This is a genomic window from Pseudarthrobacter enclensis (assembly GCF_030811655.1).
GTDB classification, from domain to species: Bacteria; Actinomycetota; Actinomycetes; order Actinomycetales; family Micrococcaceae; genus Arthrobacter; species Arthrobacter enclensis_A.
The window spans coordinates 13,733-29,248 of sequence record NZ_JAUSRE010000034.1 but is presented as its reverse complement, the minus strand read 5'-3'; the positions used below and the strand labels follow the sequence as shown (position 1 = coordinate 29,248).

Here is a 15,516-nt window from a genome sequence, read left to right as displayed (position 1 = left end):
CCGCACACCGCGTACGCGATGACCAGGGACGGGCCAGCAGCGTTCAGGCGGCCGCCGGCGCCCAGGAACAGGCCGGTACCGATCGCACCACCAATCGCGATCATCTGGATCTGCCGCGGCTTGAGGTTCTTGTGGTAGCCCTTGTCCTCCGCGTGCAGGGAGGACTCAGTCGCATGCGCGTGACCACCATCAATAACGTGGTCTGGAAGGGGAGTGTTTGTCATGGGGGTGTCCTTTTTGGGATGGGGTGGGCCCAGGCCTGCCGGGTTCCCTGGCCGGGTTTGGGGGGCGAGGGAGCAGGTGGGGACTACTTGCTGAGGTTTGCCAGGCGTTCGGGGCTCAGGAGTTCCTGGAGCTGGGCGTCGGTGAGGAGCCCGTGTTCCAGGACGAGTTCGGCGACGCCCTTGCCGGTGGCAAGTGCTTCCTGCGCGATGGCGGTGGCGGTGGCGTAGCCGAGGTGGGGGTTCAATGCGGTGACCAGGCCGATGGACTGCTCCACGGTGCGGCGCAGGTGCTCGGTGTTGGCGGTGATTCCCCGGATGCAGCGGGCCGTCAGGGTGCGGCACGCCGATTCGAGGTGGGAGATGCTCTTGTGGAGGCTGTGGACGATGATCGGTTCGAAAGCGTTGAGCTGCAGTTGCCCGGCTTCGGCGGCCATGGTGATGGTGACGTCGTTGCCGATCACTTCGTAGGCAACCTGGGAGACCACTTCCGGAATGACCGGGTTGATCTTGCCGGGCATGATGGAGGACCCGGACTGCACGGCCGGCAGGTTGATCTCGCCGAAGCCCGCGCGGGGGCCTGAGGAGAGCAGTCGGAGGTCGTTGCAGATCTTGGACAGTTTCACTGCCACGCGCTTGAGGACACCGGAGAGGTGGACGAACGCGCCCACGTCCTGGGTGGCCTCGATGAGGTCCACGGCGGTGACCAGTGGCAGTCCGGTGATTTCCGCCAGGTGCCGGCAGGCTGTTGCCGCGTAGCCGGCAGGGGCGTTCAGGCCCGTGCCGATCGCAGTGGCACCGAGGTTGATCTCGTGGATCAGCAGCTCGGCTTCCGCCAGGCGCAGCCGGTCCTCGCCGATGGTGACGGCGTAGCTGCCGAACTCCTGTCCCAGGGTCATGGGGACGGCGTCCTGCAGTTGGGTGCGGCCCATCTTTACTACGGTGCGGAACTCCATGGCCTTGGCGGCGCAGGCATCCTCGAGTTCTTCGAGTGCTGCCAGCAGTGCCCGGGCGGCGAAGATGGTGCCCAGCTTGACGGCGGTGGGGTAGACGTCGTTGGTGGACTGGCTGAGGTTGACGTGGTCGTTCGGGTGCAGCCGGGCGTAGTCACCCTTGGGGTGTCCCAGGATTTCCAGGGCCCGGTTGGCGATGACCTCGTTGGCGTTCATGTTCGACGACGTCCCGGCGCCCCCCTGGACCACGTCCACCACGAACTGGTCGGCAAAGCGCCCGGCCATGACGTCCTGGCAGGCCTGCTCGATGGCGTCCGCGCGTTCGGCGTCCAGCAGGCCCAGCTCACGGTTGGTGCGGGCGGCGGCGAGTTTAACTGCGGCCAGCCCGCGGACCAGGTGCATGTTGGTGGACAGCTTCTGGCCGGTAATGGGGAAGTTCTCCACGGCGCGGAGCGTGTGGACGCCCCAGTATGCGTGGGCGGGGACGTCCCGGTCGCCGAGCAGGTCGTGCTCGGACCGGGTGGCGGTTGCGGTGTCCGCTGCGGTGTCAGTGATGGTCATGGATGTCCTCACAGGGCTTCGTTGTCGGGCGTGGACTGGTTGGTGTTCGGGAATGCAGGGTCCAGGAAATCGGTGGCGAGCAGCCGGCCCACCTGGTGGCCGCCGCCCAGCACCGGTGCCGTGGCAATGCCGCTGAGCGGCTCGGTGTCCAGGCCCAGTGCTTCCAGGAGGTGGACGGTGGCAGGCATCCGGGCGCGGTCGCCGCCGTCGGAAATCTTCACGGCCACTGCGCTGCCGTCGGCCAGACCCACCAGCTGAACGCCCTCAAATCCGTCCTTGGCGACGGCGCCGGGCAGCAGCCGCATCAGCGTGGTGACGTCGCGGCCTTCGCCGGCCACCATCTCCGGGTGGTGCTGCATGGCCAGGCCGACGGCGGCTTCCGGGCTGCCGTCGTCGAGCGCGGCTGCCTTGGCGATCCGGCCGAAGCCCCGGGCCATGCCGGGGAGCGTGAGGGCAAACAGCGGAGTGCCGCAGCCATCGGTGCTTACGGCGGCCGGGTCCTCGCCGGTCAGCTCGCTGACGGTCTCGAGCACGAGTTGCTGCAGCGGGTGGGACGGGTCCAGGTATCCCTGCACTGGCCACCCGTTGATCACGCAGGTGGCCACCATGGCGGCGTGCTTCCCGGAGCAGTTCTGTGTGATCTGGGTGGCGCTGCCTCCGTTCCGCAGCCACTCCTCACGCTCTCCAGTCCCGTAGGGGAGGTCGGTGCTGTTCCCCAGGTCTGTGGGGGCCAGGCCGTGGAGTTCGAGGATGCGCAGCGCGCCATCCCGATGGGTTGATGCGCCTGAATGGCTTGCTGCGGCCAGGGCCAGGAGGTCGGCAGGCAGTTCAAGGCCGGCACGGACCATGGCCACGGCCTGGAAAGGCTTGAGGGCAGAGCGTGGATAGAACGGCGCCATGGGGTTGCCTGCTGCTGCCGCCACTGAACCGTCAGCCGACAAGGCAACCGCGGAGCCGTAGTGGACGCTCTCCACCAGGCCATCACGGATGGCAGCGACCAGCGGAGCGTGCTGCGGCAGGGCCAGGTCGGCCGGGGCAGCGATATGGGCAGCAGAAAACACAGGGGATGGCATGGGGTCCTTGTGAAGGGTTGGATTGGCTAGTTGTTGAGGATGGAGTCCAGGGCCACGCCCACGGCTTCCAAGTGGTGGGCCATGGCGGCGCGGGCCTTCTCCGCAGAGCCTGCCTCGATGGCGGCCAGGATCTCCTGGTGCTCAACGTCGGAGGCATGCTGGCGGTCGGCCACCATGTTCAGCGTCTCGGACTGGTGGGCCAGCGCGTCCCTGATGTCGGCAACCACGCTTGCGAACACCCTGTTGCCGCTGGCGCGGGCTATGGTGGCGTGGAAGCTGGAGTCCAGGGCAACCCAGGACTCCGGGTCCGTTTCCGTGGCCATGGCGGCAACGATCCCGCGGAGTATGTCGAGTTCCTCGGGGGTGCGCCGTTCTGCTGCCAGGCCGGCTGCAGGGACTTCGATGTGTGGGCGTGCTTCTGTCAGGTCCCGCGCCGAGTACTGCCCCAACGTGAGGTCGTTGGCTACTTTGCTGGCAACAACGAACGTACCTTTGCCGGTCCTGGTGACCGTCAGGCCCAGGGCGGTGCAGGAGCGGAGGGCTTCCCGGATTACCGAGCGGCTCACTCCGTACTGCTGGGAAAGCGTGGCTTCCGAGCTGAGTTTGCTCCCCACAGGGATGAGTTCCGATTCGATGTCCCCGCGGATGGCGTTGAACACCGCCTCGGCAGCGCTCAGCCGGGCAAGGGGGCGGACTACAGGCTGTCCTGCTGTCCGGCTGTCTGACAGGTTCACGCCTTAAATATGGCACTGGTCACAGTTGGTGTCAAACTCCCCCTATGAATTCGAGGCACTGTCCTGTGGCCGGTTCGCCCGGCGCTGCCGCTGCTTGCGCCGTCGTGCCTGGAAATGCCAGGCAACAAGCGCCGCCACCGCCAGGACGGCGATGACGACGGCGAGGTCCTCGCCCACTGCCTTCGCCACGGTTTCGTAGGAGTTGCCTGCAAGGAAACCCAGCAGGACGAAGCCGGTCCCCCAGACGACGCCGCCCGTCGCGTTCCAGGCGAAGAACCGGCCATAAGGCATCCGGGACGTGCCGGCCAGGGCGGGCATGACTGCCCGGAAGAAGGCGGTGAAACGGCCCAGGAACACGGCGGACCCGCCCCTGCGCCGAAGGAAGTCCTGCGCATTTTCCAGCTTCTCGGAGTGGCGCGCCAGGAACCTGTTTTTCAGGAGCCGGCCGCCCAGATGTTTGCCCACTTCGTAGCCGACGCTGTCTCCAATGATGGCGGCGCCGACCACCAAAGCCATCATGGGGACAAGCTGCACTTCACCCCGGCTTGCCACCACGCCGCCCAGGACCGCCGCAGTCTCACCCGGAATGACGAAGCCGACAAACAGGGCGTCCTCGGCAAACACCAGGCAGAAGACCGCGATGTAAGCCACGAGCGGGCTGACGTTCAGGAGGCCGTCGATGAAGCCCGTCATGGCAGCGGATCAGGCCTGCGGCGCCGGAACTGGGCCGAGCTTCGCCAGGAACGGGATGCGGGAGAGCAGTGCCAGGCCGAACCTGTTCCACAGGCCGGTCAGGAATGCCGCGCCAGTGGCTGCGGTGAGGAAGGATGCCGTGACATCCGTGGGGTAGTGCACGCCGAGGTAGACCCGGGACAAGGCAACCAGCACCGGCACCACGATTCCCAGGACGGCCGCGGGCCGCTGCCACCGGGTGCCGCGGGCCAGCAGGAAGACGGCGATCGCCAGCGCGGAAGCCAGTGCGACGTGGCCGCTGGGAAAGCTGTCCGTTCCGGGTTCCGGGATCAGCGGGTTGAACAGTGCCGTGGAGTCGGGGCGGTGCCGGGCAACCAGCACCTTGAACAGTTCGCTGCTTACCCAGCCGCCGGCGGCCACCAGTCCGGTGGCTATCGCATTCACCGGGCTCCGGCGCACCAGCAGGAGGTAGAGGCACAGCGCGGCGATCATCAGCACGCCGCCCGCGGGGCTGAACACCACATTGATGAACATGGCGACTCCCGTGAGGGGTGCAGTGTGGTCGTGGCTCAGCTCCGCGTCCACGGACATGTCAGCCGAGGTAAGCGCCGGGATGAACCGCAGCGCCAGGCCGGCGGCCACGATCAGGACCGCGGCGAGGAGCGGCACCGCAATCCAGTGCCGCAACTGGGGAAGGACGGCCATGCGAACGGCTGCCGGGTCCGTTGGGGAAGCCGCAGCGGGGAAGCGGTTGGAATGGGACGTCAAGGTTCAGCCTGTTTCTTTCGCCGGTCAGAGTACCTATGAGTATGCGCCCGCACGCCTGAAAGAACCCTGGGAAACTGGCCCCTACAGGTGCTGGATGCCTGCCCGCTGCATCGCGTCCCGGTAGGTCTCCACGTTCTTGGCCAGGAGTTCTTCCTGCTTGGCCTCGGAAACAGCGAAGGCCCTGCCGCCAAGGGCGGAGGCCTTATAGATTTTGATGCCGTTGTTCTTCAAGGATGAGTGATAGGTCTTCTCGAACAGGGTCAGGAACGTGGAGGCATCCGTGCCGTGGGCGATGATTGCCGAGACCCGGGAGTTGATCTTGAGGAACTGGCGGAAGGGGCGGAGACCGTCGGTTTTCTCCTGGACGCTCAGCGCGGAAGGGCTCCCGCTCTCACGGACCCACGGGTAGGCGTTCCACGGCATGACGTAGCGCGGGTCCAGTTCTGCGAGCTCATAGATCTGGGTGGCGCGGCGGGCCGCCTCGTCATCGTTGTTGTGCGAGACGAATCCGGATTCCGTGCCCTTGCCGGGGCTGGCATGGAGGCTGATGATTCTGCACTCATCTTCATCGTGGACGGGGTCGATATAGGGAACGGTGGAACCGGGCTTCTTTTCCATCAGTTCATCGCAAAGCTGGGTCACCTTGGCGATGTTCGGTTCCTGTAGAAGGGCCTTTTTTTCGTCCCAATCAATCGTCACGATTTCTCCCTTGGCAGCGAGGCGTCCAGAATCAGGCGTCCTATGTCACTCTACGCTTCCCCGGGGAGGGGTGGGCACACCGAATTTTCCAGCGGGCCAATCTACCGCCGCCCGCGCATGTGCTGGCTGTTCAGTTCGTCGAGCTGTTCGTCGGTGAGTTTGTCAAAGACCTTCGCCTCCCGCTTGTCGCTGCGCGAGAAGCGGATGAACATGAGGATGATCAGCGGCAGATCCACAACTTCGCAGATGAACCAGAGGAGGTTTCCCGCGAACTGCTGGTCTTGAAGCGCGTCCCTGAACCACCACTGGGGATCGGGAACGGACGTTACGTGGTCAAGTACCTGGCCGCTGAGACTGAGCAGGATCCCGGGGATCGCGTCGATCAGCAGCTCAATGAACACGAACATGAATTCAAGGGTCAGGTAGGCACTGGAGCGCTGGAAGTCCGACTCTTCGATGATGGGAAGAGCCATCAGCATCCCCAGCAGCGGCACGGCGATCGTGAGGAGTGCATCAGCAGCAGGGTTGGTGCGCAACGTGTAGAAGGCGGGGGTGAGGAGTGTGGAGAAAAGTGCGAGCCCCAGCAGCGGCGCGCCGAACGAGTTGCTGACAAACCGGACCGGCCGGCTGGCCAGGACCGCGTCAAACGCGGCTATGCCCTGTGGCGGCAAGGCAGCCCGGGCCAGGGTGAGGGGCTTTCCCAGCCCGATGAGCAGGGGAACAACGAAGAGCAGCAGGGAGAGCTTAAGGGTGAACGCCCACCGCTGCTGTGCGCCGTAGACGCCCGTGAATCCACAGGTCAGCAACACGAACGTTCCCAGGCCAAGAACGTAAAACGCGGCGGCCCGCCAGGCCGGCCACCGGCGGCCCTTGTGGGTTGCTGCCCGCACCCCCAGCCCGTACAGGAGGCCTGTGACCACAACGAAAGCCGCCGCGGCCCAGTCGAGTCGCCAGGAAGAAATCAGGATCTCAAGGGGTGGCACGGGCCAAGGTTAGCCGTTGTTCCTGAAAGTAACCTGTCCGCGCACCCGGCAATGGTGGTGCGGTGGAGTGGTAGGTGTGGCTCGTTGGGGCGGTGGCTGCTCCTGATGCACCAGCGTTTCAGGAGATGCTGTTCAATGGACTATGCAGTTCACCAGGAAGGGCCTGAAGGTCGAGGGCTTCGCCGGCTTCAGACCTATCCAAAGCCTCGAAACCATGAGGATTCCGCAGGGAACAGGCCTCTTTGCGGTCGTGGCGCCCGAAGATTTCCAGGCGCGTTTTCTCGCGAAAAGCACCGCGGGCGTCTTCAGGAAGAAAGACCCGTCCCTCCCCGTGGCTGCATTGGCCGCCGAATGGGTGGATGCCGCCGTTGTTCTCTACGTGGGGAAGGCCGGCCCCGGCAGCAAGGGTAACCGGGGGCTTCGGCGCCAGGTCCAGGAGTTCGTCGACTTCGGGCACGGAAAGCCGCCCGGCCACTGGGACGGGCGGCTTATCTGGCAGTTGGCTGACGCCGGATCACTCGACATGGCGTGGAAGGAGCTTCCGGCGGACCAGCTGAACGGCGCAGAAGCGCGTTACCACGCTGCCTTCGTGGCCGAATTCGGCCGGTTGCCGTTCGCTAACCTTGTGCAGGCACGCACCAAAGCGGGCGCCTGACCTTGCGGGGCACACCTGTCACGCAGGTCCCCGGAGCCGCTCCATCTCCCGACGGTCCTTCTTGGTGGGCCGGCCTGCGCCCCGGTCGCGCTGCGGCAGCCCAAGCGCCGGAAGGACGGGCCGCGGGGGAGTGTGGTCGGTAAAGCAGTGCGAGGCGGCCTCGGCGCCTACGCGCTTGGCGATGAGCCGCCGCACCTCCAGGACGCGCTCGTACCCCGGCATCCGGACCGTGACGGTATCGCCGGTTACCAGGGTGGCCGAAGCCTTCGACGGGTTGCCGTTTAGCCGGACATGGCCGGCCCGGCAGGCCGCGGTGGCGGCTGAGCGCGTTTTGTAGGCGCGGACGGCCCACAGCCACGCGTCGATGCGGACACTGGCGGGGGAGGAAGGCAGGCTGGTCATGATTGGCACCGAGTATAGCCCGGGGCCCGCAGCGTCACTCCACCGTCACCCTGACCTGCTGTACCACGTTGTTGCCCATCCCCTGGTAGTTCCAGTGCTGCTCCAGGGGCTGGGTGGCGCCGGTGATGTCCGTGGCGCGGCAGGCCAGGACGTGTTCGCCGGGGTCGGCTACCCACGGCAGGCTCCATCTCCGCCACGCAAAGCCCCCGGCCGGTTTCTCAAGATGGGCCGGCACCCAGGTGCCGTCGATGCCCACGTCGACGGCGGTCACGGCGCCTTCGCCGGACCAGGCCCTGCCCTCCAGCATGACCGGGCCAGCAGGAAGGAACCGCTGCCGGGTGAAGAAGTCCGGAACGCCTGGCGGAACCATCAGCGAACGGACCCTTATGCGCGTGACCGGCGTGCCGGCGTCGTCCGCGGATTCCTGGTACCGGTACGCGGACTGCTGCTGGAACCCGGCGAAGGGCGCCCTGACCACCTCGATGGACTGCAGCCACTTCACGCTGGCCATGCCATACCAGCCCGGGACCACCAGGCGCAGCGGGTAGCCGTGCTGCGGCGGCAGGTCCAAGCCGTTCATCCTGTAGGCAAGAACGACGTCGGGACGCAGCGCTTCGCGGATCGGCAGGCTCCGCGCGTAGTGCTGGGGGACGCCGCCCTGCACGCCCGCGTCGGCTCCGGTGAACACCACCTCCCGGGCGTGAGGCAGCACGCCCGCCTTGCCGAGGAGATAAGCCAGGGGCACCCCTGTCCAGTGCGCTGTGCCAACCGCTTCGAGGACCCACGGCTGGCTAAGGGGCCGGGGCTCAAGGAGCGAACGGCCGTTGCCCGCGCATTCGAGGGTTACGGGAACGGTGATGGCGGGATCCCTGCGGAGTGCCGCCATGCTCAGTTCGAGGGCCCGCTCCACGGCACCGCCGATCCGCAGGTGCCAGGAGGAAGCGTCCAGGTCGGGGATGTCGAAGTGCGTCAGCACATAGTGGAGCCCGGGCGGCGTGACCTCGCGGCGGAGCGCTTCCAGCGGCATGGAATGGTTGCGGGCGGCGAGCTGCAGCTCCTCACGGGTAAGCGGACCGGAGTCAGGAACTGCCGTTGCAGGCAGGACCGGCGCCTGCTCCGCCGACTTCCGGGTGGACTGCTGGTTCCTGTAATTCATGGCGCGCTGCGATTCTGTGACGGATCAGGGACACCCCTGCCAACAGGTCTACGCCGGACCACCCCGCCCGTCAACGAAATTAACCGGCTACAGCACCGGCCGGGTCAGGAACTCGGCGAGGGTGATCGGGTCCTGCCCGGTCAGCCCGTGGACATCCGGCGAAAGCCCTGCCATCTCGCCTGCCGCCATCGCCGTGTAGGTGCTCACCCACGCGTCCAGCTGCCACTGCGGCGCGCCGTAGGAGGCCCGGGACGCGTAGGCTTCTTCCACCGTCTCCGGCTGGTACCTGACGGTCCGGCCGGTGCCTGCACTCAGCACCTCTGCAGCCTGCGCCATGGTCAACTCCTCCGGCCCGGTCAGGTCGTAGGTCTTGCCCTTGTGGATGGCAGGATCCCGCAGCACCGCGTGGGCGCAGCGGGCAATATCCTCGCGGGCCACCCCTGAAAAGGCGCCATCACCGGCGGGGCCACGGATCACTCCGTCGTCCCCCGTCATCAGCGGCAGGAAGTCCAGGTAGAAGTTGTCGCGCAGGAACGTGAAGTCCGTCCCTGACGCCTTGATCCGCTCCTCCGTGGCGTAATGGTCCCGCGCCAGCGTGAAGGTGGCATCCGGCGCCGCCCCGTAGAAGGACGTGTACACCACGTGCTGCACGCCGGCGTCGGCAGCGGCGTCGATAAACGCATAGTGCTGCTGCAACCTGTCTTCGGCCTCCGCGGCGGAGACCATGAACAGGACCTTCACCCCGTCCAGCGCCTGGCGGGAGGCGGCGCCGTCCCCGTAGGAACACACCACAGGGTGCGCGTCATCCAGCTGCGGCGCCCGGGAGGCGTCGCGCACCAGCAGGCGCTGGGCGAAACCGGACGCGGCAAGCTGCCGCGCCACCATTCCGCCCAGGCCCCCGGTGGATCCGGTGACAGCGAGCTCCGGGAGGTCCGGCGGGGACGCCACTTACGCTTCCCGGGTGGCCGGCGATTTGGTCTGTGCCGGGTCCCGTTCGGCGAGGCCTCCGACGGCGTCGTCGATCTTCTTGAGGACTTCGGCTTCCAGCTTTACGCCGGCGGCACCCACGCTGTCGGCAATCTGCTCGGGGCGGGAAGCGCCCACGATGGCTGACGCCACGTTTGGGTTCTGCAGCACCCATGCGACAGCAAGCTGCGGCATGGACAGGCCGGCCTCCTGGGCGATCGGCTTCAGGTCCTGCACGGCTGCAAGGACGTCGTCCCGCATCCACCGCTGGATCATCTTGGCGCCGCCCTTTTCGTCCGTGGCGCGGCTGCCTTCGGGAGCGGGTTGGCCGGGCAGGTACTTGCCGCTGAGGACGCCCTGGGCCATGGGCGACCACACGATCTGGGACACGCCCAGCTCCTCCGACGCCGGGACCACCTCGGCTTCGATAACGCGCCAGAGCATGGAGTACTGCGGCTGGTTGGAGATGAGCTGGAAACCCAGTTCCCTGGACAGTTTGTGCCCCTCGCGGAGCTGGTCGGCGGTCCATTCACTGACGCCGATGTACAGCGCCTTGCCCTGCCGGACGATGTCCGCGAACGCCTGCATGGTTTCTTCCAGCGGCGTTTCGAAGTCGTAGCGGTGGGCCTGGTAAAGGTCCACGTAATCCGTCTGCAGCCGGCGCAGCGAACCGTTGATGGACTCCATGATGTGCTTGCGGGACAGGCCAAGATCGTTCTTGCCCTTGGGGCCGGTGGGGCCGAAGACTTTGGTGAAGATTTCCAGGGACTCGCGGCGTTCACCCTTCAGGGCCTGCCCCAGGACGGTTTCCGCGGCCGTGTTGGCGTAGACGTCCGCCGTGTCAAAGGTGCTGATGCCGGCGTCCAGGGCAGCCCGGACGCACTGGGTTGCGACGTCGTTTTCCACCTGTGAGCCGTGGGTCAGCCAGTTGCCGAACGTGATTTCCGAGACTTTGAAACCGCTGTTTCCGAGGTATCTGAATTCCATGGGTTTCACGCTAACCCAGATGGTTGCTCAGGGTAAGGGCTTAGCCGTTATCCCGTGCCTGCTCCTTGAGCACCTGCTGGGGGCTGGCCAGGGAAACGAGGGACCCCGTATCCAGGGGCGGCACCGGATGCGGCGGCTGGGGCTTCTTGAAGGACCGCGGCATTTCGTGCGGCGGACGGTGGTTGTGCAGGGCCGACTCCACCAGTGGGGCCACCTCGGATACCTTGTCCGCCGGGACGGCGGGGTCGGGGAGGTCGCGCACGGACAGCTTGATTTCCGGCCGTTCCGCCTTGGCCCTGGCCTCGGCCCGCTTGTCCGCCTCGGCAACGGCAGAGGCCCAATCTTCGGCGAGGACGGGCGGCTCGGGACGCGCCGAAGCCAGTTTCGGATGGCGTACGACGGCGGTGCGCAGCGACTCTTTCAGCCGGTCCGGTTTCAGCGCGGCGGCTCGTTCCCGGAAGGGTTTGCGCGGTGCCGGCTGCCGCCCCGCTGCCCCTTCGGCTCCGGTGGCGTCCCGTTTCGCGGGGCCCCGTCCGAGCAGGGTCATCAGGACGATGACGGCCAGGCGCCCCATGCCTGCGAGGACCAGGGTGAGCACGCCGAGAAGGAAGAGGACTGCGAACATCAGGAGGGCGACGCCCATGGTGCCCAGGAAGGTCAGGTTGAGGACGAGAGTGTCCGGGGTCCCCACGTCTTCTCTCCTCTCTGCCTGCATCCGGGGCCGGTTCCCGGCATCCTGCGCCGGGGCAAGGCCCTTCTCCACCATACGGATTTTTGCCGGGCCGCGCCGCCCCGGACCGCGTCATGGCCGGGGTTGTAGCGAAGCTGTTACCGGATGTGACAGCATCGCCGGGTGACCGAATCGATTGACTCCGCAAACTGCTTGTGCCTGTCGGGGGAGCCGTACGCTGCGTGCTGCGGCAGGTTCCATTCAGGGCAAACCGAAGCTGCAACGGCTGAGCAGTTGATGCGGTCCCGCTATACGGCGTTCGCGCGGCTGGATGAGGATTACCTGCTCCGTACCCACCACCGGTCCACGGCGCCATCCGGCCTGGACCTGGACCCCTCCATGGAATGGCGCCGCCTGGACATCCTGGCCAAGAGCGGCGGCGGGCCCTTTGATACTGCGGGGACTGTGGAGTTCAAGGCCTACTACCGGCACGGCGCGGACCGCGGCGTCCTGCACGAGAACAGCAGGTTTGTCCGGGAGGGCGGCCGGTGGCTTTACGTGGACGGCGACATCCTCGCCTGACTAATCCCTGTCGACGTAGAACTCGCTGTCCGGAGTGAATCCGGCACGGTCCACTTTGCGGTGGAACCGCATGCCGGCCAGGCCGCCTAGGACGGCCCCGACCAGGGCCACTACCGCCACCACGACTGCAGCGATGATGCTGGTGGTGGTCAGCTGTCCCTCGTTGACGGGGATGCGCGGGAAGCTGTTGAGGTTGGCCAGGACGTTGAACTGCTGCCCTGCCACCAGGCCCAGGATGGCCACCAGGATGGCCACGATCAGCGCCCAGATCCACACCATCACCCCCTGCTTGACGCCGTTGAAGCGGGCCATCCGGCCTGCCACGTAGCCGCCGCAGTAGTAGGAGACGAACAGGATCACCAGCAGGACGATGATCCCTACCAGCCCCACCGTGCCGCTGTTCTGCGCGGCCTGGTTTACGGCCTCGTTCACGTTGGTGTTGTTGGCGAGGCCTACAGCAGTGCCCGCCGCCGCCACCAGTGCGGTCAGCAGCACGGCCATGCCGGTGGCCGTCAGCCAGCCGAAGAAGGCAGAGCCCGCCTTGATCCCGCCGAAACGTTCCTTCTGCCGTGCGACAGCGGTTTCCCTGTCCGCCAGCGCAGGATCCACCGCCGGCTCCACTACAGGGGTGGCAGTGGTGGGTGCGGGCTGGTACTCCCGCTCCGCGGAGGGCGGGATGTAGTCCCGTTCCACGGCGCGGGCCGGCGGCTGCTCGAATGAGCGCGTGGCCGCGTCGTCAGCTGCTGATTCCCGGTGGCTTCCGCCACGGGTGGTCTCGGCCTCCCGGGCGCGGCGGGAAGGCAGGTTCTCTGGGTCCGTTGAGCTGCTCATGGCTCAACATAACCACCCGCCTGCAGTGATAGCAAGCGTGCTTACTATTTTGTGACCTGCGGTTTTACCGGTATTTCCGGTGCAGGTCCTGTTTCTTCGACGGCCCCGGGGAGGCGTCGGCAATCCACGGGCCCGTGCCCTCGGACTGGTCCAGCACCCCCACTTCCAGCCACGTGTAGTCCCCGGCGAGGACTTTGCGCGTCAAAGCGTGGTCGGCGTCGTCCGTGTTCCGCCACAGCTGGTCGAAGTACTCGTCCACCCGTACCCTTGCCTGCTCGCAGTAGGCGTCGGCCAGCTCATAAGCCCCTGCAGCCCTTTCGGGAGACATTTTGAGGAGCATCTCGGCGCGCGAGCAGCAGGCGGTCATGGCGAAGAGTTCTGCGCCGATGTCCACTACCCGGCCCAGGAAAGCCTGTTTCCGCTCAAGCTTTGCCTGCCACCGGCCCATTCCGTAGAAGGTCTGCCGGGCAAGCCGGCGCGACGAACGTTCCACGAACCGGAGGTGGCGGGCGAGCCTGCCGAATTCGCCGTAGGAGCGGGGGTCCATGCCGGCGCCGGCCACCAGCTTGGGCAGCCACTTGGCATAGAAGCCGGAAGCGCCGACGGCGGCCTTCGCCTTGTCGGCCAGGCTGGCGTCAAGCGAGGCAAGGTCGCCCGCGGCGGCAAGGTGCGCGTCCACGGCTTCCCGGGCAATCAGGAGCCGCATGATTTCCGAGGATCCCTCGAAGATCCGGTTGATCCGCAGGTCCCGCAGCTGCTGTTCAGCGGGCACCGCGCGTTCTCCGCGTGCCGCCAGTGATTCGGCCGTCTCGAAACCGCGTCCGCCCCGGATCTGGACCAGCTCGTCGGCGATCCGGCAGCTGATCTCGGTAGCCCAGAGCTTGGCGAGGGCAGCCTCGATGCGGACATCCTTTTGGCCGGCATCGGCGAGTTCGGCGGAGAGTTCAAAGACCGCGTCCAGCGCGAAGGCTGAGGCGGCGATGAAGGCAATCTTCTTACCCACGGCTTCGTGTTCACCCACGGGCCTGCCCCATTGCGTGCGTGCGTTGGACCACTCGCGGGCGATCTTCAGGCTCCACCTTCCGGAGGCCACGCAGAGTGCCGGCAACGCCAACCGGCCGGTGTTAAGGGTGGTCAGTGCAATCTTCAGGCCCTGGCCCTCGCGGCCCAGCCGGTTGGCGGCGGGCACGCGCACCTGGTGGAAGCGGGTCACCCCGTTCTCGATACCGCGCAGGCCCATGAAGGAGTTCCGGTTTTCCACGGTGATGCCGGGTGAATCCATCTCCACCACGAAGGCGCTGATGCCGCCTTTGTGCCGGGTGCCGTCGGGATCGGTGTGTGCCGGCACCACTGCCATGACCACCACCAGTTCCGCGATCACCCCGTTGGTGGTCCAAAGCTTCACGCCGTCCAAAAGGTACGCGTCGCCGTCGTCGGTTGGCGTTGCGGTGCTGCCCAGACGGGCGGGGTCGCTGCCCACGTCCGGTTCGGTAAGGAGGAACGCGGTGACGGCGCCGGCGGCGCAGCGGGGCAGGTACTCGCGTTTCTGGTCGGGCGTACCAAAGACCTTGACCGGTTCCGGCACGCCGATGGACTGGTGGGCCGAAATAAGCGCGCCGAGGCTGGGGTGCACGCTGCCCAGCAGTGCCAGGGCACGCCCGTAATAGACCAGTGAAAGGCCCAGCCCCCCGTACTCCTCCGGAATCTTCATGCCGAACACACCGAGGTCGGCCAGGCCCTTGATGTAGTCGTCGGGAATCTTCGCTTCGCGCTCGATGACGCGGCCGTCCATGGTGCGGGCGTACTCCGTCAGGCGGGCCATGAATTCCTCACCCCGCTCAACGGAATCCGGCTCGGCCGCGGGCCAGGGGTGGACCAGGCTGAGGTCAAAACTGCCAAGGTACAGGCCCTTGGCGAAGCTTGGGCGGTCCCAGCCTGACTCACGGGCGGCCTCCGCGACGGCCCGCGCATCTTCAGCAGTGGCACCGGCGCCGATGTTGCCGGCAGGGACGGGGGTTTCGTCAGCGGGGGCATCCTTGGCCTGGCTGTCAGTGGCGGAGGTCATGGGTCATCTCCTTGGCCGGATCGGCCGGTGTAGCCATGGATCCGCCGGGGTTGGAGAACCCTTCAGCTGTCACTCAAGATTACCCGCGGGTAGGTTCCGGTACTAGGGGACGTTTGGCCCTGGAAATCTCCCGACAGATCCACCGCGGCGGCGCGGTGGACCAGCTTGTCCCATCCGGCGTTGATGCCGTGAACCACGGCGAGGAGCGTATTGGCCACCACCATCCAGGTGAGCTTGCCCGCCCCCAGCAATGCCAGGGCAATGAGCCCGGCCGTGATGACGAATGCGGCCAGGATGGCGCCGAACACCAGCGTTCCGATGAACACCATCGTGGCTGTTTCCACTGAGCTTGGATCGAACTGCATGAATCCCCCTGCTGCGGCGTTGCTGTGGTGAATAACTGCGGCGCGAACGGATTGCTTCGCGAAGACCAGTAGCAGAAGCGTAGGGGGACAGCCGCGAAGCGAGCCAGAGCGAATGGGGCAGAAGTGACTGTTGATACGGGATTGAAACACTA

General features: G+C 66.4%; 17 protein-coding genes and 1 pseudogene. 2 read left to right on the top strand and 16 right to left on the bottom strand.

The window, feature by feature from the left end:
• The 8 genes and pseudogenes from J2X98_RS21210 to J2X98_RS21175 form a co-directional block, all read right to left on the bottom strand.
• Window positions 1-224, bottom strand: a pseudogene (locus J2X98_RS21210) (amino acid permease); the annotation flags it as partial.
• Between the two features lie 83 nt (window positions 225-307).
• The gene (locus J2X98_RS21205) at window positions 308-1,735 is read right to left on the bottom strand and encodes an aspartate ammonia-lyase (protein ID WP_307312214.1); all 1,428 of its coding nucleotides are present in this window, start codon (window positions 1,733-1,735) and stop codon (window positions 308-310) included.
• Between the two features lie 8 nt (window positions 1,736-1,743).
• The gene (locus J2X98_RS21200; RefSeq protein WP_307312211.1) at window positions 1,744-2,808 is read right to left on the bottom strand and encodes an asparaginase; all 1,065 of its coding nucleotides are present in this window, start codon (window positions 2,806-2,808) and stop codon (window positions 1,744-1,746) included.
• A gap of 26 nt (window positions 2,809-2,834) precedes the next feature.
• Window positions 2,835-3,542, bottom strand: coding sequence for a FadR/GntR family transcriptional regulator (locus tag J2X98_RS21195; RefSeq protein ID WP_307312208.1), 708 nt, complete (start codon window positions 3,540-3,542; stop codon window positions 2,835-2,837).
• A gap of 42 nt (window positions 3,543-3,584) precedes the next feature.
• On the bottom strand, window positions 3,585-4,235 hold the full coding sequence (locus J2X98_RS21190) for a DedA family protein (RefSeq protein WP_141945099.1): 651 nt from the start codon (window positions 4,233-4,235) through the stop codon (window positions 3,585-3,587).
• Window positions 4,236-4,244: 9 nt separating this feature from the next.
• On the bottom strand, window positions 4,245-5,003 hold the full coding sequence (locus tag J2X98_RS21185) for a phosphatase PAP2 family protein (RefSeq protein ID WP_307312205.1): 759 nt from the start codon (window positions 5,001-5,003) through the stop codon (window positions 4,245-4,247).
• An 81-nt stretch (window positions 5,004-5,084) separates the two neighbouring features.
• The gene (locus J2X98_RS21180; RefSeq protein WP_141945101.1) at window positions 5,085-5,702 is read right to left on the bottom strand and encodes a uracil-DNA glycosylase; all 618 of its coding nucleotides are present in this window, start codon (window positions 5,700-5,702) and stop codon (window positions 5,085-5,087) included.
• 101 nt (window positions 5,703-5,803) lie between these two features.
• The gene (locus tag J2X98_RS21175; protein WP_307312203.1) at window positions 5,804-6,685 is read right to left on the bottom strand and encodes a cytochrome c oxidase assembly protein; all 882 of its coding nucleotides are present in this window, start codon (window positions 6,683-6,685) and stop codon (window positions 5,804-5,806) included.
• A gap of 142 nt (window positions 6,686-6,827) precedes the next feature.
• Between J2X98_RS21175 and J2X98_RS21170 the strand changes: the two genes are divergently transcribed.
• Window positions 6,828-7,340: a hypothetical protein gene (locus J2X98_RS21170; protein WP_307312201.1), complete on the top strand. Its 513-nt coding sequence runs from the start codon at window positions 6,828-6,830 to the stop codon at window positions 7,338-7,340.
• 18 nt (window positions 7,341-7,358) lie between these two features.
• Here J2X98_RS21170 and J2X98_RS21165 read toward each other — a convergent pair whose 3' ends face one another.
• The 5 genes from J2X98_RS21165 to J2X98_RS21145 all read right to left on the bottom strand — a co-directional run bounded on the left by J2X98_RS21165 (window position 7,359) and on the right by J2X98_RS21145 (window position 11,542).
• Window positions 7,359-7,742, bottom strand: coding sequence for an RNA-binding S4 domain-containing protein (locus J2X98_RS21165; RefSeq protein ID WP_141945106.1), 384 nt, complete (start codon window positions 7,740-7,742; stop codon window positions 7,359-7,361).
• 34 nt (window positions 7,743-7,776) lie between these two features.
• The gene (locus J2X98_RS21160) at window positions 7,777-8,898 is read right to left on the bottom strand and encodes a sulfite oxidase (protein ID WP_307312196.1); all 1,122 of its coding nucleotides are present in this window, start codon (window positions 8,896-8,898) and stop codon (window positions 7,777-7,779) included.
• An 87-nt stretch (window positions 8,899-8,985) separates the two neighbouring features.
• Window positions 8,986-9,846, bottom strand: coding sequence for an SDR family oxidoreductase (locus J2X98_RS21155; protein ID WP_307312195.1), 861 nt, complete (start codon window positions 9,844-9,846; stop codon window positions 8,986-8,988).
• The gene (locus J2X98_RS21150; RefSeq protein WP_141945113.1) at window positions 9,847-10,851 is read right to left on the bottom strand and encodes an aldo/keto reductase family protein; all 1,005 of its coding nucleotides are present in this window, start codon (window positions 10,849-10,851) and stop codon (window positions 9,847-9,849) included.
• Window positions 10,852-10,891: 40 nt separating this feature from the next.
• Window positions 10,892-11,542, bottom strand: coding sequence for a hypothetical protein (locus tag J2X98_RS21145; protein ID WP_307312190.1), 651 nt, complete (start codon window positions 11,540-11,542; stop codon window positions 10,892-10,894).
• A gap of 162 nt (window positions 11,543-11,704) precedes the next feature.
• Between J2X98_RS21145 and J2X98_RS21140 the strand changes: the two genes are divergently transcribed.
• Window positions 11,705-12,103 carry a YchJ family protein gene (locus J2X98_RS21140; protein ID WP_307312186.1) on the top strand — a complete coding sequence of 133 codons (399 nt, stop codon included), beginning with the start codon at window positions 11,705-11,707 and terminating at the stop codon, window positions 12,101-12,103.
• Here J2X98_RS21140 and J2X98_RS21135 read toward each other — a convergent pair whose 3' ends face one another.
• From J2X98_RS21135 to J2X98_RS21125, 3 genes are all read right to left on the bottom strand, one after another.
• On the bottom strand, window positions 12,104-12,934 hold the full coding sequence (locus tag J2X98_RS21135) for a YrzE family protein (RefSeq protein ID WP_307312183.1): 831 nt from the start codon (window positions 12,932-12,934) through the stop codon (window positions 12,104-12,106).
• A 64-nt stretch (window positions 12,935-12,998) separates the two neighbouring features.
• Complete coding sequence (locus tag J2X98_RS21130; protein WP_307312180.1) at window positions 12,999-14,999, bottom strand: acyl-CoA dehydrogenase family protein; 2,001 nt, start codon at window positions 14,997-14,999, stop codon at window positions 12,999-13,001.
• Between the two features lie 62 nt (window positions 15,000-15,061).
• Entirely contained in the window at window positions 15,062-15,364 is a 303-nt protein-coding gene (locus tag J2X98_RS21125) for a hypothetical protein (protein ID WP_141945121.1), read from the bottom strand.
• Between the last annotated feature and the right edge of the window lie 152 nt (window positions 15,365-15,516).

Coding starts and splice junctions, on each gene's coding strand:
- J2X98_RS21205 (WP_307312214.1), bottom strand. CDS start 1,735: ATGACCATCACTGACACCGCAGCGGACACCGCAACCGCCACCCGGTCC.
- J2X98_RS21200 (WP_307312211.1), bottom strand. CDS start 2,808: ATGCCATCCCCTGTGTTTTCTGCTGCCCATATCGCTGCCCCGGCCGAC.
- J2X98_RS21190 (WP_141945099.1), bottom strand. CDS start 4,235: ATGACGGGCTTCATCGACGGCCTCCTGAACGTCAGCCCGCTCGTGGCT.
- J2X98_RS21170 (WP_307312201.1), top strand. CDS start 6,828: ATGCAGTTCACCAGGAAGGGCCTGAAGGTCGAGGGCTTCGCCGGCTTC.
- J2X98_RS21165 (WP_141945106.1), bottom strand. CDS start 7,742: ATGACCAGCCTGCCTTCCTCCCCCGCCAGTGTCCGCATCGACGCGTGG.
- J2X98_RS21160 (WP_307312196.1), bottom strand. CDS start 8,898: ATGAATTACAGGAACCAGCAGTCCACCCGGAAGTCGGCGGAGCAGGCG.
- J2X98_RS21150 (WP_141945113.1), bottom strand. CDS start 10,851: ATGGAATTCAGATACCTCGGAAACAGCGGTTTCAAAGTCTCGGAAATC.
- J2X98_RS21135 (WP_307312183.1), bottom strand. CDS start 12,934: ATGAGCAGCTCAACGGACCCAGAGAACCTGCCTTCCCGCCGCGCCCGG.
- J2X98_RS21130 (WP_307312180.1), bottom strand. CDS start 14,999: ATGACCTCCGCCACTGACAGCCAGGCCAAGGATGCCCCCGCTGACGAA.
- J2X98_RS21125 (WP_141945121.1), bottom strand. CDS start 15,364: ATGCAGTTCGATCCAAGCTCAGTGGAAACAGCCACGATGGTGTTCATC.